The organism is Hydrogenophaga laconesensis (genome assembly GCF_031457235.1).
GTDB classification, from domain to species: domain Bacteria; phylum Pseudomonadota; class Gammaproteobacteria; order Burkholderiales; family Burkholderiaceae_C; genus Hydrogenophaga; species Hydrogenophaga laconesensis.
In genome coordinates, this window is sequence record NZ_JAVDWE010000008.1 from 241975 (window position 1) to 265035 (window position 23061).

General features: G+C 67.4%; 24 protein-coding genes and 3 tRNA genes. 16 read left to right on the top strand and 11 right to left on the bottom strand.

Going from position 1 to position 23061, the window contains the following annotated elements:
- The first annotated feature begins 12 nt into the window (after nt 1–12).
- The 3 genes from J2X09_RS15725 to J2X09_RS15735 all read left to right on the top strand — a co-directional run bounded on the left by J2X09_RS15725 (nt 13) and on the right by J2X09_RS15735 (nt 3517).
- Nucleotides 13–585: a TetR/AcrR family transcriptional regulator gene (locus J2X09_RS15725; RefSeq protein ID WP_204734332.1), complete on the top strand. Its 573-nt coding sequence runs from the start codon at nt 13–15 to the stop codon at nt 583–585.
- 194 nt (nt 586–779) lie between these two features.
- A complete protein-coding gene (locus J2X09_RS15730; protein WP_204734333.1) occupies nt 780–1241 on the top strand; it encodes a (2Fe-2S)-binding protein in 462 nt (153 codons plus the stop codon).
- Nucleotides 1242–1252: 11 nt separating this feature from the next.
- Nucleotides 1253–3517 (top strand): xanthine dehydrogenase family protein molybdopterin-binding subunit, encoded by a 2265-nt coding sequence (locus J2X09_RS15735; RefSeq protein WP_204734334.1) that lies wholly within the window; start codon nt 1253–1255, stop codon nt 3515–3517.
- 171 nt (nt 3518–3688) lie between these two features.
- Here the strand turns inward: J2X09_RS15735 and J2X09_RS15740 are convergent, their stop codons facing one another.
- The 10 genes from J2X09_RS15740 to apaG all read right to left on the bottom strand — a co-directional run bounded on the left by J2X09_RS15740 (nt 3689) and on the right by apaG (nt 13282).
- A complete protein-coding gene (locus tag J2X09_RS15740; protein WP_204734335.1) occupies nt 3689–4360 on the bottom strand; it encodes a glutathione S-transferase family protein in 672 nt (223 codons plus the stop codon).
- Nucleotides 4361–4385: 25 nt separating this feature from the next.
- Entirely contained in the window at nt 4386–5537 is a 1152-nt protein-coding gene (locus J2X09_RS15745; RefSeq protein ID WP_204734336.1) for a DNA alkylation repair protein, read from the bottom strand.
- A gap of 4 nt (nt 5538–5541) precedes the next feature.
- Complete coding sequence (locus J2X09_RS15750; RefSeq protein WP_204734337.1) at nt 5542–6033, bottom strand: CinA family protein; 492 nt, start codon at nt 6031–6033, stop codon at nt 5542–5544.
- Between the two features lie 5 nt (nt 6034–6038).
- The gene (locus tag J2X09_RS15755; protein WP_204734338.1) at nt 6039–6560 is read right to left on the bottom strand and encodes a phosphatidylglycerophosphatase A family protein; all 522 of its coding nucleotides are present in this window, start codon (nt 6558–6560) and stop codon (nt 6039–6041) included.
- 203 nt (nt 6561–6763) lie between these two features.
- Complete coding sequence (locus J2X09_RS15760; RefSeq protein ID WP_204734339.1) at nt 6764–7777, bottom strand: isopenicillin N synthase family dioxygenase; 1014 nt, start codon at nt 7775–7777, stop codon at nt 6764–6766.
- Nucleotides 7774–8826, bottom strand: a complete 1053-nt coding sequence (locus J2X09_RS15765) for an ABC transporter substrate-binding protein (RefSeq protein WP_204734340.1) — start codon at nt 8824–8826, stop codon at nt 7774–7776. Before J2X09_RS15765 ends, J2X09_RS15760 begins: the two co-directional genes overlap by 4 nt.
- A gap of 125 nt (nt 8827–8951) precedes the next feature.
- The gene (locus J2X09_RS15770; RefSeq protein WP_204734341.1) at nt 8952–9863 is read right to left on the bottom strand and encodes a LysR family transcriptional regulator; all 912 of its coding nucleotides are present in this window, start codon (nt 9861–9863) and stop codon (nt 8952–8954) included.
- Nucleotides 9860–10828: a thiamine-phosphate kinase gene (thiL, locus tag J2X09_RS15775; RefSeq protein WP_204734342.1), complete on the bottom strand. Its 969-nt coding sequence runs from the start codon at nt 10826–10828 to the stop codon at nt 9860–9862. Before thiL ends, J2X09_RS15770 begins: the two co-directional genes overlap by 4 nt.
- Complete coding sequence (gene tlpB, locus J2X09_RS15780; RefSeq protein WP_204734343.1) at nt 10821–12845, bottom strand: transporter-like protein TlpB; 2025 nt, start codon at nt 12843–12845, stop codon at nt 10821–10823. Before tlpB ends, thiL begins: the two co-directional genes overlap by 8 nt.
- A 41-nt stretch (nt 12846–12886) precedes the next feature.
- Nucleotides 12887–13282 (bottom strand): Co2+/Mg2+ efflux facilitator ApaG/CorD, encoded by a 396-nt coding sequence (apaG, locus tag J2X09_RS15785; RefSeq protein WP_204734344.1) that lies wholly within the window; start codon nt 13280–13282, stop codon nt 12887–12889.
- A 91-nt stretch (nt 13283–13373) separates the two neighbouring features.
- Between apaG and rpe the strand changes: the two genes are divergently transcribed.
- Nucleotides 13374–14057, top strand: a complete 684-nt coding sequence (rpe, locus tag J2X09_RS15790) for a ribulose-phosphate 3-epimerase (protein ID WP_204734345.1) — start codon at nt 13374–13376, stop codon at nt 14055–14057.
- Complete coding sequence (gph, locus tag J2X09_RS15795) at nt 14054–14713, top strand: phosphoglycolate phosphatase (RefSeq protein WP_204734346.1); 660 nt, start codon at nt 14054–14056, stop codon at nt 14711–14713. The genes rpe and gph overlap by 4 nt, the downstream gene beginning before the upstream one ends.
- A 9-nt stretch (nt 14714–14722) precedes the next feature.
- Here the strand turns inward: gph and J2X09_RS15800 are convergent, their stop codons facing one another.
- The gene (locus tag J2X09_RS15800) at nt 14723–15316 is read right to left on the bottom strand and encodes a chalcone isomerase family protein (RefSeq protein WP_310308728.1); all 594 of its coding nucleotides are present in this window, start codon (nt 15314–15316) and stop codon (nt 14723–14725) included.
- A 410-nt stretch (nt 15317–15726) separates the two neighbouring features.
- Between J2X09_RS15800 and trpE the strand changes: the two genes are divergently transcribed.
- From trpE to J2X09_RS15855, 11 genes are all read left to right on the top strand, one after another.
- Nucleotides 15727–17241, top strand: a complete 1515-nt coding sequence (gene trpE / locus J2X09_RS15805) for an anthranilate synthase component I (RefSeq protein WP_204734348.1) — start codon at nt 15727–15729, stop codon at nt 17239–17241.
- Complete coding sequence (locus tag J2X09_RS15810) at nt 17238–17831, top strand: anthranilate synthase component II (RefSeq protein WP_310308729.1); 594 nt, start codon at nt 17238–17240, stop codon at nt 17829–17831. Before trpE ends, J2X09_RS15810 begins: the two co-directional genes overlap by 4 nt.
- Nucleotides 17828–18895: a low-specificity L-threonine aldolase gene (ltaE, locus tag J2X09_RS15815; RefSeq protein WP_204734349.1), complete on the top strand. Its 1068-nt coding sequence runs from the start codon at nt 17828–17830 to the stop codon at nt 18893–18895. The genes J2X09_RS15810 and ltaE overlap by 4 nt, the downstream gene beginning before the upstream one ends.
- Nucleotides 18896–18907: 12 nt before the next feature.
- On the top strand, nt 18908–19546 hold the full coding sequence (locus tag J2X09_RS15820; protein WP_204734350.1) for a LysE family translocator: 639 nt from the start codon (nt 18908–18910) through the stop codon (nt 19544–19546).
- A gap of 21 nt (nt 19547–19567) precedes the next feature.
- A complete protein-coding gene (trpD, locus tag J2X09_RS15825) occupies nt 19568–20617 on the top strand; it encodes an anthranilate phosphoribosyltransferase (RefSeq protein WP_204734351.1) in 1050 nt (349 codons plus the stop codon).
- Between the two features lie 16 nt (nt 20618–20633).
- Nucleotides 20634–21434 carry an indole-3-glycerol phosphate synthase TrpC gene (trpC, locus tag J2X09_RS15830; RefSeq protein WP_204734352.1) on the top strand — a complete coding sequence of 267 codons (801 nt, stop codon included), beginning with the start codon at nt 20634–20636 and terminating at the stop codon, nt 21432–21434.
- Between the two features lies 1 nt (nt 21435).
- Nucleotides 21436–22176, top strand: a complete 741-nt coding sequence (locus tag J2X09_RS15835) for a uracil-DNA glycosylase (protein WP_204734353.1) — start codon at nt 21436–21438, stop codon at nt 22174–22176.
- Between the two features lie 61 nt (nt 22177–22237).
- Nucleotides 22238–22323, top strand: a tRNA-Tyr gene (locus tag J2X09_RS15840).
- A gap of 69 nt (nt 22324–22392) precedes the next feature.
- A tRNA-Gly gene (locus J2X09_RS15845) sits at nt 22393–22466 on the top strand.
- A 73-nt stretch (nt 22467–22539) separates the two neighbouring features.
- Nucleotides 22540–22614 (top strand) — tRNA-Thr (locus J2X09_RS15850).
- Between the two features lie 52 nt (nt 22615–22666).
- Nucleotides 22667–23061 (top strand): GTP-binding protein (locus J2X09_RS15855; protein WP_204734354.1); only part of this gene is annotated, 395 nt, incomplete at its 3' end.

The window sequence follows — 23061 nt, forward strand, 5'->3', positions numbered from 1 at the left end:
GATCGCGGCCTCATGAAACCCAAGGACGACGACAAGCAGCAGGCCATCGCCAGCGCCACCCTGGCGCTGGTGGAGCGCGTCGGCCTGAGCGGACTGACCATGGCTGGCATCGCGCGCGAGGCGGGCATTGCCACCGGCACGCTGTACGTCTACCACCGCTCCAAGGAAGAGCTGCTCAACGCGCTGTACGAGCAGGTCAAGGGGGCGCTGGCCGCCCTGATCGACACCGCGAGCGACGCGTCCGTGCCGTTCCGCAGCCGCTTCCAGCAGAACTGGAACCGGTTGCTGCGCCACCGCCTGGCGCACTATCCCGAAGCGGTTTTCATGGACCAGTACTACAACTCGCCCTGGTTCAGCGAGGCCTCTCGCCAGTTCTCGGCACGGTTCGCCAGCGGATGCCTGCGCTTCTTTGATGACGCGAGGGCGCAGCAGATCGTCAAGGACGTGCCCACGCTGATGCTGGCTTCCAGTTTCTTCGGCTCTGTGCGCGACACCGCCAACCTGCTGCGCAGCGGCGACCTGCCCGACACCGAGGCCTCGCTGGCACAGGCCTTCGGCATGTGCTGGGACGGCATCAAGGCCTAGACATGAAGAACATCCCCGCGTCGCTTCGCGCCACCCCCTCCAGGGGGCAACACCTGCGGCCCGGCAAAGCCGGTTCCGCGGTGTTCCTGGACTAGACACGCCTCTGATTCAGCAGTAAAAAAACGCCCTGATAACGAATGAACATTCATTCATTGATGTACCGCCACTTCAACCCACGACAGGAGAACCCACGCATGGCCACCACGCTCAACATCAACGGCAAGGACGTCCGCGTCGACGCCGACGAATCCACGCCCATCCTCTGGGCCCTGCGCGACACGCTGGGCATGACGGGCACCAAGTTCGGCTGCGGCGCGGCGCTGTGCGGCGCCTGCACCGTGCACCTGAACGGCGCGGCCATCCGCTCGTGCGTCACGCCGATTGCTTCGGCCGTGGGCCAGAAGATCACCACCATCGAGGCGCTGGAAACCGATCGTGTGGGCAAGGCCGTGCACCAGGCCTGGGTGAAAGCCGACGTGGCGCAATGCGGGTACTGCCAGAGCGGCCAGATCATGAGCGCCACCGCGCTGCTCAAGGCCAACCCGAAACCCAGCGATGCCGAGATCGACGGCGCCATGGCCGGCAATATCTGCCGCTGTGGCACCTATGCGCGCGTGCGCATCGCCATCAAGGACGCGGCCCGTTCGCTGGCCTGAAGGAGAGCACCATGCACTTCGAGAACCACACCGCCGAACAGATCCGCGCCCACCTGCCGCCCGCACTGGCCCACCGTCTGCAAGACGTCGAACCCGCCGAAGGCATCGCGCGCCGAAGCTTCATGAAGATGGCCGCCGTGTCGGGCTTCGCGCTCGGCGCGTACCCACTCGTGGCCGGTGCGCAGCAAGGCGCGGCACCCGCCGCCGCCGGCCTCAAGCCCGACCAGCAGCCTGCAGCGTTCGTGAAGATCGCGCGCGATGACACCGTCACCGTCACCGTCAACCGCCTTGAATTCGGGCAGGGCACGCACACGGGCCTGGCCATGGTGCTCGCCGAAGAGCTCGACGCCGACTGGAGCAAGGTGAAGGCCGTGCACGGCAACGCCGACCCCGCCTACAACGACCCGGCCTTCGGCATGCAGATCACCGGCGGGTCCACCGCCGTGAAACACTCGTACACGCAATACCGCGAACTGGGCGCGCGCACCCGTGCCATGCTGCTGGCCGCAGCGGCGAAGCAGTGGAACGTACCGGTGGCCTCGCTCGCCACCGAACGCGGCGTGGTGATCGGCCCCGGCGGAAAGAAGCTGACCTACGGCGCGCTGGCCGACGCCGCCATGCTGCAGCCCGTGCCGACCGCCGTCACGCTGAAGGACCCGTCGCGCTTCAAGCTGATCGGCCAGCCCACCACACGGCTGGACGCGAAACTGAAATCCAGCGGCAAGCAGACCTTCGGCATCGACGTGCGCCTGCCGGGCATGCTCACCGCCGTGGTGGTGCATCCGCCGGTGTTCGGCAGCAAGGTGGCATCGCTGGACGATGCCGCCGCGCGCGCCGTGAAAGGCGTGAAGGCGGTGCTGCGCATGCCGCTGCACGATGGGGGCGAGGGCGTGGCCGTGATCGGCGAGGGCTACTGGGCCGTGAAGCAGGGCCGCGAAGCCCTCAAGGTGGAATGGAACGACGCCGGCCGCGAGAAGGTGGACAGTGCGAAACAGCTCGCGAGTTACCGCGAGCTGGCCGCGAAACCGGGTCGCATCAAGCACGACGCCGACATGGCACCCCTGGCGGGCGCGCCGCAGAGGATCAGCGCCGAGTTCGTGTTTCCGTACCTCGCGCACGCGCCCATGGAGCCGCTGAACTGCACGGTGCAGATCGAGGGCACGGGTGCGAACGCGAAGGCAAGTGTCTGGACGGGCACCCAGATGCCGGGGCTGGACACCGCCGCTGCCGCGCGCACGCTGGGCATCAAGCCCGAGCAGGTGGCCATGCACGTGCAGATGGCCGGTGGCGGCTTCGGGCGCCGGGGTCTGCTCACCAGCGACTTCGTGGTCGAGGCCTGCACCGTGGCGAAGATCGCGCAGGCGGCGGGCATCAGCGCGCCGGTGCGCACGCTGTGGAGCCGTGAGGACGACGTGCGCGGCGGCTACTACCGCCCGATGCACGTGCACCGCGCCGAGATCGGCTTCGACGCGCAGGGCAAGGTGCTCGCGTGGGACCACGTCATCGTGGGCCAGTCCATCATGGCCGGCACCTTCTTCGAGCCGATGATGTTGAAGAACGGCGTGGACGAGACCATGGTCGAAGGCATGGGCAAGCCTTACGACGTGCCGATGCGGCTCTCGGCGCATCACCCGAAGCTCAATGTGCCAGTGTTGTGGTGGCGCAGCGTCGGCTCCACCCACACCGGTTACGTGATGGAAACGCTGATCGACGAGATCGCACGCGCCACCAACCAGGACCCGGTGGCCTACCGCATGAAGCTGATGGACGCCAAGGCCACGCGGCACCGCGCCGCGCTGCAGCTCGCCGTGGACAAGAGCGGCTATGGCAAGAAGACGCTGCCGGCCGGTCGTGCCTGGGGCGTGGCCGTGCACGAGTCGTTCGACTCGGTGGTGGCCTACGTCGTCGAGGCCTCAGTGGTGGACGGTTCGCCCAAGCTGCACCAGGTCACGGCCGGCGTGCACTGCAACCTGGCGGTGAACCCGAAGAGCGTCGAAGCGCAGATCCAGGGCGGTGCGCTGATGGGTCTGTCGATGTGCGTGCCCGGTGCAGCGATCACGCTCAAGGATGGCGTGGTCGAGCAGAGCAACTTCGGCGACTTCGCCGTGCCGCGCATCACCGACATGCCTGAGATCGCGGTGCACATCGTGCCCAGCGCCGACGCCCCCACGGGTGTGGGCGAGCCCGGTCTTCCGCCGCTGGCGCCCGCATTCGCGAACGCCATCGCCCGTCTGACCGGCAAGCCGCTGCGCGAGCTGCCGTTCAAGCTGGGGTGAGGGAGGCGCCCCCCCTGCGCCGCTGTGCGGCTTCCCCCCTCTGTGGCGCGCCTCCGGCGCTTCGAGGGGGGACGGCACCTGGGGCCGGCGGAGCCGGACCCTTGGTGCCTCTGGCTGGCGTTGCCTCTCTCGTTGCGCGCTGTGCTTCGGCGACTTGAACGCCGTATGAGGCTAGAACGTTGACAGATCGAACGGTCCGCCCTGCGCCAGCGCACGCTGGTAGGCGGGCCGTTCGTGGATGCGGCGAAGCCAGTCGGCCAGCTTGGGCCGGTTCTTGAGCAGGCCGCGCGCATCGGCGGCTTCGATGCCGAAGCTCATCTGCACGTCCGCCGCGCTGAAGGAGCGGCCCGCAAACCAGGGGCCGTGTTCCGTCAACTCCGCTTCGAGGTAGTCGAAGTGGCGCTTCAGGTTGGGCGTGACGAGCAGGCTCTTGATCTTGGCCGAGATGCCCTTGGCCACAGGACGCACGATCAGCGGGCTCTTGCGCTCGATCTGGTCGAACACCAGTTGCAGCAGGAGCGGCGTGGCCAGCGAGCCTTCTGCGTAGTGCATCCAGTAGCGGTAGCGCAGGAAGGAGGGCGTACCGTGCTCGGGCGCGAACTTGCCTTCGCCGTAGGTTTCCACCAGGTACTCAAGGATCGCGCCCGACTCGGCCAGCGTGGCCTTGCCGTCCGTGACCACCGGCGACTTGCCCAGCGGGTGCACCTTGATCAAGGACGCCGGGGCCAGCATGGTCTCGGGGTTGCGTTCGTAGCGTTCGATCTGATACGGCACGCCGATCTCTTCGAGCAGCCAGAGCACGCGCTGTGAGCGCGAGTTGTTGAGGTGGTGCACGGTCAGCATCGGCGCGTTCCTTTCGTGAACAGGGTCAGGCTTTCAGATCGAAGGCGGCCTCGGCCACCACCACACCATTGACGCGCAGGTCGATGAGGTGCGTGCCGGGATAGAGCGTGCGTGTGGTCACAGGCTTGAGGCTGTGGCGCTTGTCCAGCGTGCGGGCCTCGCCGGGCGCCAGTGTGAGTTTCCAGCCTTTGAACACCTTGGGTGAGGTGCTGCCGTTGGCGCGCACATGGTGGACCGCGTAGTCCACCACCAGCAATTGCGGCACACGCGAGCGTGAGCGCAGCACGGCCTGCAAACCGACCTCGCCGCCCACGCTGGCGCGCTTCGCCGAGAGCGCCAGCGTGGCATCGCCCTTCAGGCCGCTGGCCAGGCCCCAGGCCGCGAGCGTGGGTGCGTGGCCGGCCTTGATGAGGCTGCGGCTGGCGTGGCGCAGCAGTGCGCTGCGCTCGTCGGGCGCGTCGATGAGGTGATCGCGCACCCAGCCGGCCACCAGGTCGGGGTGGTCCTTGGCGATGTCGTTCAGGTGGTTGGCCACGCTGCGGCGCACGTAGCTGCTGGGGTCGTCCTGCAGTGCAAGCAGCAGCGGCAGCGTGGGCGCGGGATCGGCCACCAGCGACTGCAGGCGCAGGCCCCAGGGCAGGCGCGGACGGCTGCCCTCGCTCACCAGGCGCCGCACGTGCGCGCTCGGGTCGTTCACCCAATGGCCCAGGGTGTCGAACGCGAGCGCGGGGTGGCGCTGGATGAGAGGGCGGATGGCGAATTCGGCCGTGAAACGTTGCGTGACCGCGTGCAGGCAGGCCAGGCCTCGTTGCGCGGCCGCTTCGCTCGCCACGCCCCGGCGCGCCACGAACTCGCCCACCGCCCACAGGGCCCAGCCACCGATGCCGTGCGCGTCGCGCGCCTCGCCGAGCTTGAGCGGCTCGCCCTGTGCGTCCATCGCCACGGGCGGGGCCAGGCTCGCCTCCAGCACATCGCAGGCGCTCGCGAAATCGTCGGGCAGTGTGGCCTCCAGTGCATCGGCCAGCTGCATGGCGCGTGCCTTGAACTCGAGCCGGTCCAGGCCGGTGGCGGCCTGCGTCTCGAAGCGGGCCCGGTCGAAGCGCGGCCAGGCCTTGCGCAGGTGAAGGCCCGTGTTGGCCACGGTGGTCGGGTTGATGAGGTTCTTGAACGGTTCCATGGCGTCAGGCGCGGGGCATGCGTTGAAGAAGGCCGGCCAGCGCATGCCGCACGGTGGCTTGGCGGACCGCGGCACGGTCGCCGTCGAAGCGCTGGCGCTCGGTAGACACGCCCTCGGGGGTGGCCCAGCCGAACCAGACCGTGCCCACGGGCTTCTCGGGGCTGCCGCCCGTGGGGCCGGCCACGCCGGTGACGGCCACGGCGAGCTGCGCGGGCGAATGCGCGAGCGCGCCAGCGGCCATGGCGCGCGCCACAGGCTCGCTCACGGCACCGTGCTGTTCGATCAGCAGCGCCGGCACGCCCAGCTGCGCGTGCTTGGCCGCGTTGGAGTAGGTGACGAAGCCGCGCTCGAACCAGTCGCTGGAGCCCGGGAGTTCGGTGCAGGCGCCCGCGATCAGGCCGCCGGTGCAGCTCTCGGCCGTGGCCAGCATCAGGCCGCGCGCCCGCAGTTCGCTGGCCAGCTGCTCCACCAGATGGGCGATGTCGTTGTGGGGCATGGGGTTCAAGAGGCTCTCCAGAGCGCGATGACGATCAGGGTGCAGAACGCGGCCGCGAAATCGTCCAGCAGGATGCCGAAGCCGCCGCGGGGGCCGAAGCCCTTGAAGGTCTTGTCGGCCCAGGCCATGGGGCCGATCTTGACCATGTCGAACAGGCGAAAGATCAGGAACGCGACCAGCTGACCCCAGAAGCCCGAGGGCGAGATCAGCCACAGCACCAGCCAGAACGCGACCACCTCGTCCCACACGATGTGGCCCGAATCGGCGATGCGCATGTGCCGTGCGGTGACGGTACAGGCCCACCAGCCCGCCAGCGTGGCGGCCAGAATCACCACGCCCCAGGTGAGGGGCGACAGCACACGGTCCAGCAGCAGGAAGGCGACCCAGGCCCACAGTGTGCCCGCGGTGCCCGGCGCGAGGCGGCTGAGGCCCGTCCCGGCGCCGAGGGCGAGGAAGTGGGCCGGGTGCGAAAACAGGAAGCGCCAGGTTGGGCGGAGCAGGGGCGCGTCGTTGGCGGTGTCGGGCATGCGCGGATTATCGGGCGGGCCGCGCTTGCGGGCCGGTGCGCGCGGCGCGATACTGCGCCGTCGCCCGATTTCGATCTGGAGCTCGACCCCGATGGTCGCTACTGCGTAACGAGTGCTATTGCTTCGACAGCACATGGCAGGCCGCCCTGGCTGCGCAGGCTGACCTGGTGCTGCTGGGTCAGGGCGGTTGAGCCAGGCTTGGCTCAAGCCGGCGCCGTTGCCGCCCACGACTTGCGGTCGCGGCGAAAGCCGCTGGCCACGAACTCGCCCGCCACGACGGGTTCGAAGTTCACGGCGCCGTCGTGGGCCAGGTGGGCGGGGTCGACCACCGCGTGGAAATTCGGGTGGTGGAACTGCGGGATCGAGAAGCGCTGCCGGCCCGTGGTGTTGATGACGCGGTGCAGTGCCGAGCGGAAGCGGCCGTTGGTCCAGCGCGTCATCAGGTCACCAACGTTGACGATGATGGCGTCGGCGCGCGGGGGCGCGTCGATCCAGCGCTCCTCATCGGCCATCACCTGCAAGCCACCGTTGTCGTCGTTCAGCAGCAGGGTGATCAGGCCCTTGTCGGTGTGCGGCCGCGCGCCGATGCCTTCTTCGGGGCTGATGCACTGCGGCGGGTAGTGCACCAGGCGCATGTTGGTGGTGGGCTTCACACAATGGCCCACGAAGAAGTTCGGGTCGGCGCCGAGCGCCAGCGCCATGGCGCGCAGCACTTGGTGCCCGCAGGCCAGCATCGCGAAATACAGCGCTTCCACCTGGGGACGGAAGCCGATCATGCCGGCGTCGGGCCAGGTGTTGAGCGAGTGGAAAGGCATGCCGGCCAGCAGGTCCGCGTCATCTGGCTGCAGCGGGTAGCCCATGTCGAACGACTCCTTCACATCGGCCTTGCCACCGGCCAGCGCGGTGTCGAACATCGGCTGGTAGCCGCGGTTCTGGCGCGGTTGCGTGGAGCGGCAGGCCAGACGCTGTTCCAGCGGCAGGTCGAAGAAGCGCTGCGCGGCGTCGAAGCCCGCCGCGATCACTTCGGAAGCCATGCCGTGGTGGACCAGATAGAAGAAGCCATAGGTCTCGCAGGCTTCAGCCATGGCGCGGGCCACGCGCTGCCGGGCGGCGGCGTCACCGAACAGGAAGGGGTGCAGGTCCACCTCGGGCAGGCGGCCCGAGGACATGGGAATGGACGCGGGATGCGTCTCGGTCGTGGTGGAGGCGGTGTTCATGCCGGGAACACCATGCGTTGCGCCTGGGGTGGCAGGAACCGGGTGTCGACCAGGCTCTTCGCGTCGGGCGTGGACTTGAAGGCCAGAAACTTCGCGAGCGAGTCGATGCCCTTCTGGAACTGCGGGATGTCGATGTCGCCCACGCCGTCGCGGCGCACCGCGGGCGTGCCGATCTCCTGGTCCAGGATCAGGTCCAGCCGCAGGGCCTCGATGCGCGTGTCGATCAGGGGCTCGTGGCTCTTGAGCACGGCCACCGCCGCGGCGCGATCGGCCACCGATTCCTTGAGCGCCCGGGTGAGGGCGCGCAGAAAGCCGGCCACTGCTTGCGGGTTCTCGTTCAGGAAGTTCTGGGAGGCGATGACGGCGTTGCCGGGCAGCGCCACGCCGTACTCGGCGTACTTCATCACGTGGACGTCCGATGCCGCCACGCCCAGACGCTGCAGCGACAACATGCCCGATGCGAGGTAGCCGGTGATCACCTCGACCTGACCGCGCGACAGGATGGTTTCGCGCATTGCTGGGTCCACGGCGGTCCAGTTGACGTCGGTCACCGGGTTCAGGCCGTTGGCGGCCGCGAAGAGCGGGAATATGCGGCGCGCACCGTCGCCAGCGGGCGCGGCCAGCGTGCGGCCGCGCAGATCGGCGGGCTTGGCGATGCCGGTTTTCTTGAGCGAGAACACGGCCGCGGGCGTGTTCTGGTACATCAGCATCACCGCCTTGGCCGGTACCACGCCATTGTTGCCCGCGAACTCGGCGAGCGAGTTCAGGTCGCCGGTGCCCATGTCGAAGTTGCCCGAGGCCATGCGTGTCACCGTGGCCGAGGCGCCCGCGCCCACGTTGAGCGTGACGTCCAGACCCTCTTCGGCGAAGTAGCCTTTTTTCAAGGCCACCACATACGGCGTGGTGCCGGCCTCGAAACGCCAATCGCACTGGAAGCGGACCTTGACCGGTGCCCTGGTCTGTGCCCAGATAGGGGCGCCGATGACGGCGGCCAGGCCGCCCAGCGCCATCGTGCGGCGGCGCAAGGAAAAGTGAGAGGAAGTGCCCATGTCGTGGTCCATTGTTTGCCGCAGGAAAGCACCTGCACTGGGGGCAAATCTAGGCCGTCTTTCGTTGAGCCACAAGAACCGATTTTCGAGGCCTGTGTTGCTTATTTGGCAACGAAGAGGTCTGCTCAGAACTGGCCGGCGTAGCTGTTGAAGCGGAGTTCCAGCAGGTCCAGCACCAGCGCGGGCATGGCCTGCAGCGTGCGGTCGGCGTGCACCAGCAGCTCGAGCTTCAGGCCCTGTGCGCCACGGTCCGACAGAGGGATGTGCGCCAGCGTGCCGGCGCGGATCTCGTCGGCCACGGTCACGCGCGTCATCACCGCCACACCAGCGCCGGACAGCACGAGGCGCGTCATCGTGGCCATGGAATTGGTCTCGGCCAGCAGGTGCAACGACTCGGGGTTGCCGCGCAGCATGCGGTTGACCATGCGGCGCGGCTCGGTGTCGGGCGTGGGCAGGATCAGCGGCTGGTCCAGGCATTCCGACAGGGGAATGCTCTTGCGCCGCGCCCACTCGTGGCGGGTGGGCACCACCAGCCCGAGTGACACCGGGAACGACTGCACGCGGCGCACCGGCGCTGCCGTGGGCGCGGCCCAGCACATGCCGATGTCGAGTTCGCCGGTGGCGACCTTGTCCACGATCTCGGGCGTGTTGGCCGAGATGACGGAGAAGAACACACCGGGGTAGTCGCGGTTCACGTCGGCGATGAGGTCCGGAATGAGCTGCGCGCCCATGTATTGCAGGATGCCCACCTGCACCTTGCCGCGCCGCATGCCTTTGAGTGCGTCGACTTGCGCGAGCGCGCCGCCGAAATCACGGCGCATTCGCCGCACGTTGGCCAGCATGATCTCGCCCGCCGAGGTGAGCCGCACGCCGCGCGGCAGGCGCTCGAACAGCGGCATGCCCAGCATGTCCTCGAACTTGGCGATCTGGCGCGTGACGGCGCTGGGCGCGATGTGCAGCCGCTCGGCCGCACGGCGGATCGATTTCTGCTCGGCCACCTCCTCGAAGTAGCGCACGAGGGGCGAGAAGGCGCTCATGTTGCGAAGTGGTCGAAACTGCGCAGGCTCAGCGCCAGGGGCAAGCCGTTCGCGTCGAGCAGGCGCAGCCGGCCGGGCTCGGCCGTGATGCGGCCGATGCGAGTGACCGGTGTGCGGCTCGACGTGGCCGCGGTGGCGATCGCTTCGCGCGCGGCGGGTGGCGCGGTGAACAGCAGCTCGTAGTCGTCGCCACCGGCCAGCAGGCATTCCCACCGCTGGGCGACGGGCAGGGCTTGCAGCGCAGGCGCCACGGGCAGCGCGAACAGGTCGATTTCGGCACCGACGCCACTGGCGGAGAGAATGTGGCCGAGGTCGCCGGCCAGGCCATCGCTGAGGTCGATGGCGGCGTGTGCGCCTGCGCTGGCCAGCAAAATGCCCAGTGCGTTGCGCGGCGTGGGGCGTTCGAGCCTGGCGCGCGTTTCGTCGCTCAGTGGGGCCATGGCCCAGTCGGTGCCGCGCAGATGTTCGAGCGTGAGCCGGGCTTCGCCGGTGCGGCCACTGATGTAGAGGTCGTCGCCTGCACGCGCGGCATCGCGGCGCAAGGCTTGGCCCGGTTTCACCTCACCGAAGACCGTGATGCAAAGGTTGAGCGGGCCTCGCGTGGTGTCGCCGCCCACGAGGGGACAGGCATGTGCATCGGCCAGCCCGAACAGGCCGCGCGCGAACGCGGCGAGCCAGTCGATGTCCGCGCGTGGCAAGGCCAGCGCCAGCGTGAAGCCGAGCGGCCGTGCGCCCATGGCGGCGAGGTCGCTCAGGTTCACCGCCAGGGCCTTGTGGCCCAGCGCTTCGGGGTCGACGTCGGGGAAGAAGTGACGGCCCTCGACCAGCATGTCGCTGGAGACGGCGAGCTGGTGACCCGGGCTGGGCTGCAGCAGCGCGCAGTCGTCGCCGATGCCCAGCACCACCGCATTGCCCGGGTCCGTCGCGTGCTGGAAATGGCGACGGATCAGTTCGAACTCACCCATTGGCGGGAGGCGCTTCGGGGGCGGGCGTGGGCGGCTCGTCGTCCTGCTCGCCCCGCGCGTTGCGGGGAGGGACCAGGAAGCTCATGGGCGCGGCGCGGATGCGGCGCTTGATCGCGGCGCGGATAAGCTGCCGATTGACCTCGCTGATGTTCTGCGCCTGCAGCGCGAGCCGAAACGCGAGGTAGAAGCTCACGCCCAGGTTGAGTGGGCCGATGAGCAGCACACCCACCATGGCCCACCAGAAGTCGGATTCGGTGAACACATCCCAGCCGATGGCCATGGCCGCAGCGGTCACTTGCCCGGCCGACAGGGTGACGTGGCGAACGTCCAGGGGCAGGCTGAAGAAGGCGGCGAAGGCGGGCACGAGGCCGAGCATGAAGCCCAGGGAGATGTTGGCCGCGAGCCCTGAGATGTTGCGGCGCATGAAGTCCGCCCAGCGCGCGGCGCGCTCGCGACCGAGCACCGCGGTGAAGCGGGGGTTGTGCTTCATGGCCGAGTCCAGGTTGTGGAACACGTACCAGTTCTCCACCCAGCCCGCGATGATGCTGGAGGCGAACAGCAGCACGCCGGTGAAGGCCGCGAAGTACAGCGTGGGGCCGATCAGGTGGATGTCCTGCAGCACTTTGTGGGCCTTGCTCACATCCGTCATCGCGTTGCCGGTCAGCAATTGCAGGCCCAGGCTGATGAGGACCACCACCGGAATGACCATGCCGACGTTGCCCACGATCGCCGCGATCTGTGAGCGAAAGAGGTTGGCCACCTCGTCGACGAAGCGCCGCACCGAGCCCGGTTGCTTGATGTCGCGCAGCTTGGCCACCATGGCCGGTGCCGTGACGGCGGGTTGCTTGGTGGCCAGCGTGAGGTGCAGCAGCATGATCACGACGAAAGACGTCGCGTAGTTCACGCCCGCGGCGAATCCGCCCCAGAAGGCCGTGAGGCCCAGGCTGAGCAGCAGGTACTTGACCCAGGTGGTCAGACCGACGATGGCGCCGCCACCGGCGGCCTTGCGCAGCATCTCACGGTACTCGGCCGCATTGCGGGTGATGTAGTGCTCGCCGCTTTCGGCGTTGCGCTCGGCCACCTTGGCGGCGGTGAGGTGCGAGCTGGCGGCGATGAGCGAGCGCACGCTGCGGTGTTCCAGACCCACCTGCGCGAGATCGGCCATCAGCGCGGCGGTGGCGCGTTCGGGCTGCTCGGACTGCAGGCAGTCCAGCAGTTCTTTCACGCGCACGATGCGCTCGCGCAGTTGCCGGAGCCGGAACACGATGCCGACCGACACACCGTGTTCCTCCAGGTGCGAGTAGACCGTGTAGGCGGCGTGGCGGCAGGCGTCCAGGCGCTGGCGCAGGCCTTCGGCCGACGCCAGCGCCTGGGGGCTGCGGGCACCGTGGGCTTCCACGGCCTGCCGCAGCCGCTCGAAATCGGCTGGCAGCTGGTGGAAGGGCCGCTGTGCCTGCGCCTCGGCCGACATGCGGATGCGGATCTCGGAAGCGAAGCCGGTGGCGCTGATCTGGCTGACGCAGAAGATCAGCGCGTCCATCAGCTCGATCTGCCAGAAGCTGGTGGCTGTGGCGCCGGGGACATCGGCCAGCATGCCGCGCAGGCGCCGCAAGGTGTCGCTGTCGATCGCCTTGAGCCAGCGCACGTCGAAGCGCGATGAGAGCAGGAGGTCGAACAACTCGGCCATGTCGCCGGTCTCGGGTGTGCCGGGCAGGATCTTCTTGCGCATCCGGTTGCCGAACTCGCTGAGGAAGGCGGTGCGTGGCGCGAAGCCGTGGTCGGCCAGCAGGGGCGTGAGGTCCACCGTGCGGATGAAGCGGCCCCACCAGCGGCGCCAGCGCGTCATGGCGGCGGGGTCGGCCTCGGCTGCGTCGATGAAGGCGCGCACGCGGCCCACGCTGGCCTGCACGTCGCTCTCGTCGCCGCGCACCCAGCGCAGGGCGTCGATCAGCCAGAGGTGGCGCAATGCCAGCGGGGCATCCGGGTCGAGGGTGTCGAGCGGGGTGGAGGTGCGCATGCGGTCGTGGGTGTGGGGCCGCGTGTCGGGGGCGGCGGGTGTCAGTGCAGCACCCGGGCCGGCGTGTCGCCCGATCCCGGGGCGTGCAGCGCGAATTCGGCCACTTCGGCTTCGAAGCGCTCGCCGTCTTCCGCCACGCAGAAGAAGCTGCCGCGCATGGTGCCCGTGGGCGTTGCCAGGCGCGTGCCGCTGGTGTACTGGAAGGATTCTCCGGGCCGCAACAGGGGCTGGTGCCCGACGACGCCCAGGCCCTTGACCTGTTCGGTGTGGCCGTTCGCGTCGTCGATGATCCAGTGGCGTGAAATCAGCTGTGCCGTCACCTCGCCCGCGTTGGTGATGGTGATCGTGTACGCGAACGCGTGCAGATCCTCCTCGGGCGAGGACTGTTCGCTCAGGTACTGAGGCTCGACCTCACAGGTGAACAGGTATTTCGGCATGGACGGCATGTTACCGTGCCCCCGCATCTCCACCACGGCCCTGCGAGAATGCGGGTCTTCGCTCCCCCACGCTTCCCACACAGGCCGCTTCATGTCCCAAGCCCAGTACCGCATCGCCCCATCCATCCTGTCCGCCGACTTTGCCCGCCTGGGCGATGAGGTGAAAAACGTCATCGCCGCGGGCGCCGACTGGATCCACTTCGACGTGATGGACAACCACTATGTGCCGAACCTGACCTTCGGCCCGATGATCTGCCAGGCCCTCAAGCCGCACGCGAAGAAGCCCGACGGCACGCCGGTGCCCATCGACGTGCACCTGATGATCCAGCCGGTGGACGCGCTGGCCGGCGCCTTCGTGGACGCTGGTGCCGATCTGGTGAGCTTCCACCCCGATGCGAGCGCCCACGTGCACCGCAGCGTGCAGGCCATCAAGGCCAAGGGCGCCAAGGCCGGCCTGACTTTCAACCCCGGCGCACCGCTGGACGTGCTGGACTGGCTGATCGACGATATCGACCTGATCCTGATCATGAGCGTGAACCCCGGCTTCGGTGGCCAGAGCTTCATCGACTCCGCACTGCGCAAGATCGAGGATGCGCGCAAACGCATCGAGGCCTGTGGCAAGGACATCCGCCTGGAAGTGGACGGCGGCATCAAGACCGACAACATCCGCCGCGTGGCCGACGCCGGCGCCGACACCTTCGTGGCGGGCAGCGCGATCTTCGGCAAACCCGACTACAAGGCCGTGATCGACCAGATGCGGACGGCCCTCCAATGATGGGCGACCTGCACGCCGCCATCGTCGACCTGGATGGCACGATGGTCGATACGCTGGGCGATTTCGACGCCGCGCTGAATGCCACGCTGAAAGACCTGGGCCGCCCGGCCGTCGCCCGTGCCGACATCGAGCACATGATCGGCAAGGGCTCGGCGCACCTGATCCGCTCGGCCTTGCTGCATGGCGGGCTGGACGTGCAGGCGGCGGAGCGCGTGCAGCCCGAAGCGTGGGAGCGTTACCAGTCGCACTACCTCACGTTCAACGGCCAGCACAGCGAGGTGTACCCCGGCGTGATCGAAGGCCTCACGGCGCTGCGCGCCCGTGGACTGACCCTGGCCTGCCTGACCAACAAACCCCGGGACTTCGCACGCACCTTGCTGCAGGCCAAGGGGCTCGCGGGCTTCTTCACGCACGTGTTCGGAGGGGACAGCTTCGAACGCACCAAGCCCGACCCGCTGCCGCTGCTCAAGACCTGTGAGGCGCTGGGCACCTTGCCCGCGCGGACGCTGATGGTGGGCGATTCGCAGAACGATGGCATGGCCGCGCGCGCGGCCGGTTGCCCGGTGGTGCTGGTGACGTACGGCTACAACCACGGCGACCCGATCGCGCAGGCACCGCATGACCGCCTGATCGGTTCGCTGGCGGAACTCGCGTGAAGGGCCGGGCTACGGCTTCGACTTGCCGAGCAGCGCGTCCTTGAGCAGGCTGTCGGCTGGTTTCGGCCCCAGCCAGATGCGGACGAGGGCATCGAAGAATTCGGGCTCCTTGAAGGGTTCGCCCTCGACCTTGCCCTTGATGGTGAGCACCGTGCCGGTGCCAGGCACCCAGTCCACCAGAAAGTTGTCGCCCGCCTGAAGCTTCTTGTGGTCGCTGAACACCTGGCTCATGCGCAGCACACCGGGAATGAGCCTGGAGAAGGCGCTGCGGTCCATGTTGTCTTCCATACCACGCGAGAACAGCTTGCCCAGTTCGGCCGAGTCGATGTCACGCAACATCGTGATGCTGATGCGCTTGGCGCCCTTCGTGGCCAGCACGGCTTCGGGGGTGTCGGCCTTCTCGCCGAGGTACAGGCCGGCGGCATAGACCTTGAAGACCGCCTTGTAGCGGATGCCCGCGCCGTTGAGCACCAGCGGGCTGCCGGCCACGGTGGCGCGGTCTTCGAGCTTCACACCCGCCAGGTCGACGGTGGCGGCCTGCGCCGTGCCGGTGGCCAGCAGGGCGATGGAGAGTGTGATGGCGGGCAGCAACGGCGTTTTCATGGGCGGCATCCGGTTCGGCAGTCGGGGGGCGTAAAAAAACGAACAGCCGTTCGTTTCGCCGGCATTGTGCTTTCAAGCATGCCTCAACACATCAGGGTTTGGCAGTAGAGCCCGGAGGGGTGGCCGTGACGTGGGACACGGTCATGGGGCTTTGTTACACTGCGCCTTCCATGTTCAACCCACGCACATCCTTTTCAGGTGGTCTGCCGAGCCGCAATGGCCGGGGAGCCTGGCCCTGGCGCAAGCCAGCGTAAACGTGCACCTTCCCCCCGGGGTTTGCACAGTCCGCGCGCGTTCCGCCGCCACTGTCACCCCACCCTCGAACCCGGCACTTTCAACGCCGGAGGCCTGGACCCCCGCCCCGCCCACAGCGTCGATGACACCGGGCGAGGCCGATGGAAAGAACGAACATGATCACGGAACTCGAATTCAAGAGCCTGGCCCAACAGGGCTACAACCGCATCCCGCTGATGGCCGAGGCCTTTGCAGACCTCGAAACGCCGCTGTCGCTCTATCTCAAGCTGGCCCACGGGCGAGGTGATGGCAAGAACAGCTTCCTGCTCGAATCGGTGGTGGGCGGCGAGCGCTTCGGGCGCTACAGCTTCATCGGCCTGCCCGCGCGCACCTTCTTGCGCGCCACCGGTTTCGGTGCCGAGGCGAAGACCGAGGTGGTGCGCGATGGCGCGGTGGTGGAGACCGCACAGGGCAATCCACTGGATTTCATTGCGGCTTACCAGAAGCGGTTCAAGGTGGCACTGCGGCCCGGACTGCCCCGCTTCTGCGGTGGCCTGGCCGGTTACTTCGGTTACGACGCCGTTCGCCACATCGAGAAAAAGCTGGAGCACAGCTGCCCGCCAGACACGCTGGGTTGCCCCGATATCCTGCTGCTCCAATGCGAGGAACTGGCGGTCATCGACAACCTCTCGGGCAAGCTGTACCTGATCGTCTATGCCGACCCCGCCCAGCCCGAAGCGTACGCCAGCGCCAAGAAGCGCCTGCGCGAATTGCGCGAGGCCTTGAAGTATTCGGTGAGCGCGCCGCAGGTCAAGCCCAGCCAGAGTTACCCGGCCGAGCGCGATTTCGCCAAGGCCGACTACCTGGCGGCGGTCGAGCGCGCCAAGGAGCTGATCGCCGCCGGTGATTTCATGCAGGTGCAGGTGGGCCAGCGCATCAAGAAGCGCTACACCGAGTCGCCGCTGAGCCTGTACCGTGCACTGCGTTCCCTGAATCCCTCGCCCTACATGTACTACTACCACTTCGGGGACTTCCATGTGGTGGGTGCCTCGCCCGAAATTCTGGTGAGGCAGGAGCACACGCCCGAAGGTCAGAAAATCACCATCCGCCCGCTCGCCGGCACGCGCCCGCGAGGCGCCACGCCCGAGCAGGACAAGGCGACAGAGCTCGAGCTGGTGAACGACCCCAAGGAGCGCGCCGAGCACGTCATGCTGATCGATCTCGCGCGCAACGACATCGGCCGCATCGCGAAGACCGGCTCCGTGAAGGTGACCGAGGCTTTCGCGGTGGAGCGCTACAGCCACGTGATGCACATCGTGAGCAACGTCGAGGGCATCCTGGTGGACGGCCCCGACGGGCAGCCGGTGGGCAGCATGGATGTGTTGCGGGCGACCTTCCCGGCCGGCACGCTCACGGGCGCGCCCAAGGTGCATGCCATGGAGCTGATCGACCAGCTGGAGCCGACCAAACGCGGCATCTACGGTGGTGCCTGCGGCTACCTGAGCTACGCCGGCGACATGGACGTGGCGATCGCCATCCGCACCGGCATCATCAAGGACCAGACGCTCTACGTCCAGGCCGCTGCAGGCGTGGTGGCCGACTCGGTGCCCGAGATGGAGTGGAGGGAAACCGAACACAAGGCGAGGGCGCTGCTGCGCGCGGCGGAGCTGGTCGAGGAGGGACTGGAATGAGCAAGGCACTTCAAGTCCTGATGGTGGACAACTACGATTCGTTCACCTTCAACATCGTGCAGTACCTCGGTGAACTCGGTGCCGAGGTGACGGTGGTGCGGAACGATGAGATCAGCGTCGACGAGCTCGACCAGCGCCTGGCCGCTGGAAAAATCGACCGGCTCGTGATCTCGCCGGGCCCGTGCTCGCCGGCCGAGGCGGGCATCTCGGTCGCGGCGATCCAGCACTTCGCGGGCAAGCTGCCGATTCTCGGTGTGTGCCTCGGGCACCAGAGCATCGGCGCGGCATTCGGCGGCACCATCGTGCGGGCGCAGGAGCTGATGCACGGCAAAACCAGTGTCATCACCACCACGCGCGCCGGCGTGTTTGCCGACCTGCCGGAGCAGTTCACCGTGAATCGCTACCACTCGCTCGCCATCGAGCGCGCGAGCTGCCCGGATTGCCTGGAGGTCACGGCCTGGACGCCCGATGGCGAGATCATGGGTGTGAAGCACAGGACGCTGGCCATCCAGGGTGTGCAGTTCCACCCGGAGAGCATCCTCACCGAACACGGCCATGCGATGCTGAAGAACTTCCTGGAGCAGGCATGAACACCGTCGACTTGCGCAGCGACACCGTCACGCAGCCCACCCCGGCGATGCGCGAGGCCATGATGGCAGCGCCCCTGGGCGATGATGTGTTCGGCGACGATCCGTCCGTCCAGGCGCTGCAGGAACGTGTGGCCGCCATCACGGGCAAGGAAGCGGCGCTGTTCATGCCCAGTGGCACGCAGAGCAACCTGTGCGCCATGTTGTCTCACTGCGAACGAGGGGATGAATACCTCGTGGGCCAGAACGCCCACACGTACCGGTACGAGGGCGGCGGTGCGGCGGTGCTGGGCAGTATCCAGCCGCAGCCGTTGGCTCAGAGCGCCAGCGGGCAGATGTCCCTGGCCGACATCGCCGCCGCGATCAAACCCGACGATCCGCACTTTGCACGCACACGCCTGCTGTGCCTGGAAAACACCTGGAACGGCTACCCGATGCCCGCCGACTACCTGGACCACGCCACGGCGCTGGCGCGCGAGCACGGCCTCGCGGTGCACCTCGACGGTGCGCGCGTGTTCAACGCCGCCGTGGCCGCCGGTGGCGATCCCTATGTGGCGGTGCGAGGTATCGTGGACCGTTTCGACAGCGTCTCGGTCTGCTTCAGCAAAGGCCTGGGCGCTCCGGTGGGTTCGGCGTTGTGTGGTTCGCGAGACCTGATCCGCCGTGCGCTGCGCTGGCGCAAGATGCTCGGCGGCGGCCTTCGCCAGTCGGGTCTGCTGGCCGCGGCGGCACACCACGCGCTCGACCACCATGTGAACCGCCTGGCCGACGACCACGCTCTCGCGCAGCGGCTGGCGCAGGGGCTGGGCGGCATCGACGGACTGACCGTGCGCTCGGCGCAGACCAATATCGTCTTCGTCGACGTGGCCCAGGGGCGGGGTCCGGACTTGCTCGCCCACCTGGCGAACGATGGCGTGCTGGCCACAGGGCTGATCGGCCTGCGCTTCGTGACCCACCTTGGCGTGGATGCTGCGGGCATCGACCGTGCCATCGCCAGCACGCGGCGTTTCTTCGAGCAAGGCGGCGCCACGCCAGCCACGCGCGCGGCGGGCACTGCGGTCTACTGAACCGGAGCCTCCATGCCTGACCTGCCACAACTGCTTCTGTTCATCGCTGCCGGCTGGCTGCTCAACCTCACGCCTGGACCGGACGTGCTCTACATCGTCACCAACACGCTGCGCAGCGGCGTTCGCGCAGGCATCGTTGCCGCTCTGGGCATCGTCAACGGCTGCTTCGTGCACGTGTTTGCGGCCGCCATCGGGGTGAGTGCCCTGCTGGCGACCTCTGCCATGGCGTTCACGGTGCTCAAGTGGGTCGGTGCCGCCTATCTGCTGTGGATGGGGGTGCGCCTGCTGTTCTCGAAGGCCTCGCCGCTGGACCTTCACGCGGGGCCGGCCGAGCCCGACTTGTGGCGCGTGTACTACCGGGGGTTTCTCACCAACGTGCTCAATCCCAAGGTTGCGCTGTTCTTTCTGGCTTTCGTGCCGCAGTTCATCGCGCCCGACGCCTCGAACAAAGCCCTGGCCTTCCTCTGGCTGGGCCTGATCTTCAACATCAATTCGCTGCCGATCAATTTTGGCTACGCGTGGCTGGCCGCCTGGGCTGCGCGCCGGGTGCATGCCGTGCAGCGCGCCATGCACTGGATGGATCGCGCCGCCGGCCTGCTGTTCGTGGGCTTCGGCCTCAAGCTGGCCATGACCGACAATCCCGCCCCATAAGAGATGCACACCGGAGACCCCATGTCGCCCACCACCGCACACAAGATCACCCCGCAGGAAGCCCTGCAGCGAACCATCGAGCACCGCGAAATCTTCCACGACGAGATGCTGCATCTCATGCGGCTGATCATGAGCGGCGAGATGTCGCCGGTCATGATGGCGGCCCTCATCACCGGTCTGCGCGTGAAAAAGGAAACCATCGGCGAGATCACCGCCGCCGCGCAGGTGATGCGCGAGTTCTCCACCAAGGTGCACGTCGCCGACAAGGCGCATCTGGTCGACATCGTGGGCACGGGTGGTGATGGCTCGCACACCTTCAACATCTCCACCTGCTCCATGTTCGTGGCCGCTGCCGCTGGTGCGCGCGTGAGCAAGCATGGTGGGCGCAGCGTCTCGAGCAAGAGTGGCAGCGCCGATGTGCTGGAAAGCCTGGGCGTGAACATCAACCTGCCACCCGAGGCCATCGCGCGCTGCATCGAACAGGTGGGCGTGGGCTTCATGTTCGCTCCCAACCACCACCCGGCCATGAAGAACGTCGCTCCTGTGCGGCGAGAACTCGGCATCAAGACCATCTTCAACATCCTGGGGCCGCTGACCAACCCCGCGTCCTCGCCCAACATCCTGATGGGCGTGTTCCATCCCGACCTGGTGGGCATCCAGGTGCGCGCGCTTCAGCGCCTGGGCGCGGAGCATGCCGTGGTGGTGTATGGGCGTGATGGCATGGATGAAGTCTCGCTCGGTGCCGCCACGCTGGTGGGGGAACTCAAGAACGGTGAGATCACCGAGTACGAGATCCATCCCGAAGATTTCGGTATGACCATGGCCAGCAGCCGGGCCCTGCGCGTGGAAACGCCCGAGGCATCGCGCCAGATGCTCATGGGCGTCCTCGAAGGCCGCGACGATCCGGCCTTCAAGGCGGCGAGCGAGATCGTGTCGCTCAATGCGGGGGTGGCCTTGTACGCGGCCAACGTGGTGGCCGGGATGGGCGAAGGCATCGCGCTGGCGCGGCGCACGCTGGCGTCCGGCGCTGCGCTGGCCAAGCTCGAACAACTCAAGGCCTTCGCGGCCTGACCCGGAGAGCATCGCCATGAGCGACATCCTGCAAAAGATCGTTGACGTCAAGCACGAGGAGATTGCTGCGGCGCAGCGCAAGAAGCCGTTGGAAGCGGTGCGGTTCGATGCGGAAAGCCGCGTGCTCACGCGTGACTTCGAGGGCGCATTGCGCACGAAGATCGCCGCCGGTCGGGCGGCCGTGATCGCGGAGGTGAAGAAGGCGAGCCCGAGCAAGGGCGTGCTGCGGCAGGACTTCATTCCCGCCGACATCGCGCAAAGCTACGCCGAGGGCGACGGGTCCATCAGCGCAGCCTGCTTGTCGGTGCTGACCGATCGCCAGTTTTTCCAGGGCAGTCCCGACTTTCTCAAGCAGGCCCGTGCCAGCTGTGACCTGCCGGTGCTGCGCAAGGACTTCATGGTGGACCCATACCAGGTCTACGAAGCCCGCGCCATGGGCGCCGACGCCATCCTGCTCATTGCCGCCTGCCTGGACGACGCCCGCATGGCCGAGCTCGAAGCCGTGGCCCAGGGTCTCAACATGGCGGTGCTGGTGGAGGTCCATGACCGCGCCGAACTGGACCGCGCGCTCAAGCTCAAGACACGCCTCGTCGGTATCAACAACCGCAACCTGCGCACCTTCGAGGTCACCCTGCAGACCACGCTGGGCATGCTGTCCGACGTCCCCCCCGACCGGCTGCTGATCACCGAATCGGGCATTCTGGGCCGTTCCGACGTGCAGACCATGCGTGCGGCGGGCGTGCACGCTTTCCTGGTGGGTGAAGCCTTCATGCGCGCGCCCGAACCGGGCCTTGCATTGGCGGAGCTGTTTGCCTGACATGGAGCAGCAAACCGGTTTCGCCTGGGCGGAGACCGGGCTTCCCGCCCGGCTGGGCTCTGCCAATCCCGCCGACTGGCCAGTCCAGCCCGGGTGGGCTTCCTTGGTGGGTGAGTTCTGGGCTTCTGCGGATGGTCAGCGCCTGCAACGCTTTCTGGCGCAGCGACTGGCCGACGGCGCGGTGGTCTATCCATCTCGACCTCTGCGCGCGCTCGAACTGACCTCGCCTGAGGCGGTTCGTGTGGTCGTCCTGGGGCAGGATCCGTACCATGGCCCGGGGCAGGCGGAAGGACTGGCCTTTTCGGTCGCGCCGGGCGTCAAGGTCCCGCCGAGTCTGCGCAACATGTTTCAGGAGTTGCAACGCGATCTGGGGGTACAGCCTCCGCTGAGTGGCTCCCTGGTGCGGTGGGCGGAGCAGGGCGTGCTGCTGCTCAACACCAGCCTGACCGTGGAAGACGGTGCGGCCGCCAGCCATGCCGGTCGGGGGTGGGAAATCCTGACGGATGCCGTGATCCGTCAATGCGGCGGCCCGGCGGGCGAGCCCACGGTTTTCCTGCTGTGGGGGGCCCATGCCCAGAAAAAAGCGTTTCTGATCGACGCCGGACGACACCTGGTGCTTTGCGCCAACCATCCCTCCCCCCTGTCGGCGCGCCGTGGACCCGTGCCTTTCATGGGTTGCGGGCACTTTGGCCTGGCCAACGCCTGGCTGGCCGAACGGGGGCAGCCACCGGTGAATTGGTAAGCCGTTGCAAGACGGATCGCGAAGTGCCACAAATCCGTGGCATAATCGTCGGCTGCGCTATGGAGGGGTGCCCGAGTGGCTAAAGGGGGCAGACTGTAAATCTGTTGGCTTACGCCTACGCTGGTTCGAATCCAGCCTCCTCCACCAGCGATCGATGTGACAAGTGAATGGGAAGTGCGCCATGTGGCGCCGGCCGTGTGATGCCGGTTTGTCCTGGCGGGAGTAGTTCAATGGTAGAACCCCAGCCTTCCAAGCTGATGACGCGGGTTCGATTCCCGTCTCCCGCTCCATGTCCCATTGTCGGCTGGATCTGTTTTTGATGGCGTTTTGAGTTTCGGGGTGGCTGGCTTGCCGGCTGTCTTGGCCCATGTGGCTCAGTGGTAGAGCACTCCCTTGGTAAGGGAGAGGTCGCGGGTCCGATTCCCGCCATGGGCACCAGTGATTCCTGAATTGTTCTGGTGTTTCGGCAATTTTGATTTGGAGCTGAAAAATGGCAAAAGAGAAATTTGAGCGGACCAAGCCGCACGTGAACGTGGGCACGATTGGTCACGTGGACCATGGCAAGACGACGCTGACGGCGGCGATCACGACGGTGCTGGCGGCCAAGTTCGGCGGCGCGGCCAAGGCCTACGACCAGATCGACGCGGCTCCGGAAGAGAAGGCGCGCGGCATCACCATCAACACCGCGCACGTGGAATACGAAACGGCCAACCGCCACTACGCCCACGTGGACTGCCCCGGCCACGCCGACTACGTCAAGAACATGATCACCGGTGCTGCCCAGATGGATGGCGCCATTCTGGTGTGCTCGGCCGCTGACGGCCCGATGCCCCAGACCCGCGAGCACATCCTGCTGGCGCGTCAGGTGGGCGTGCCCTACATCAT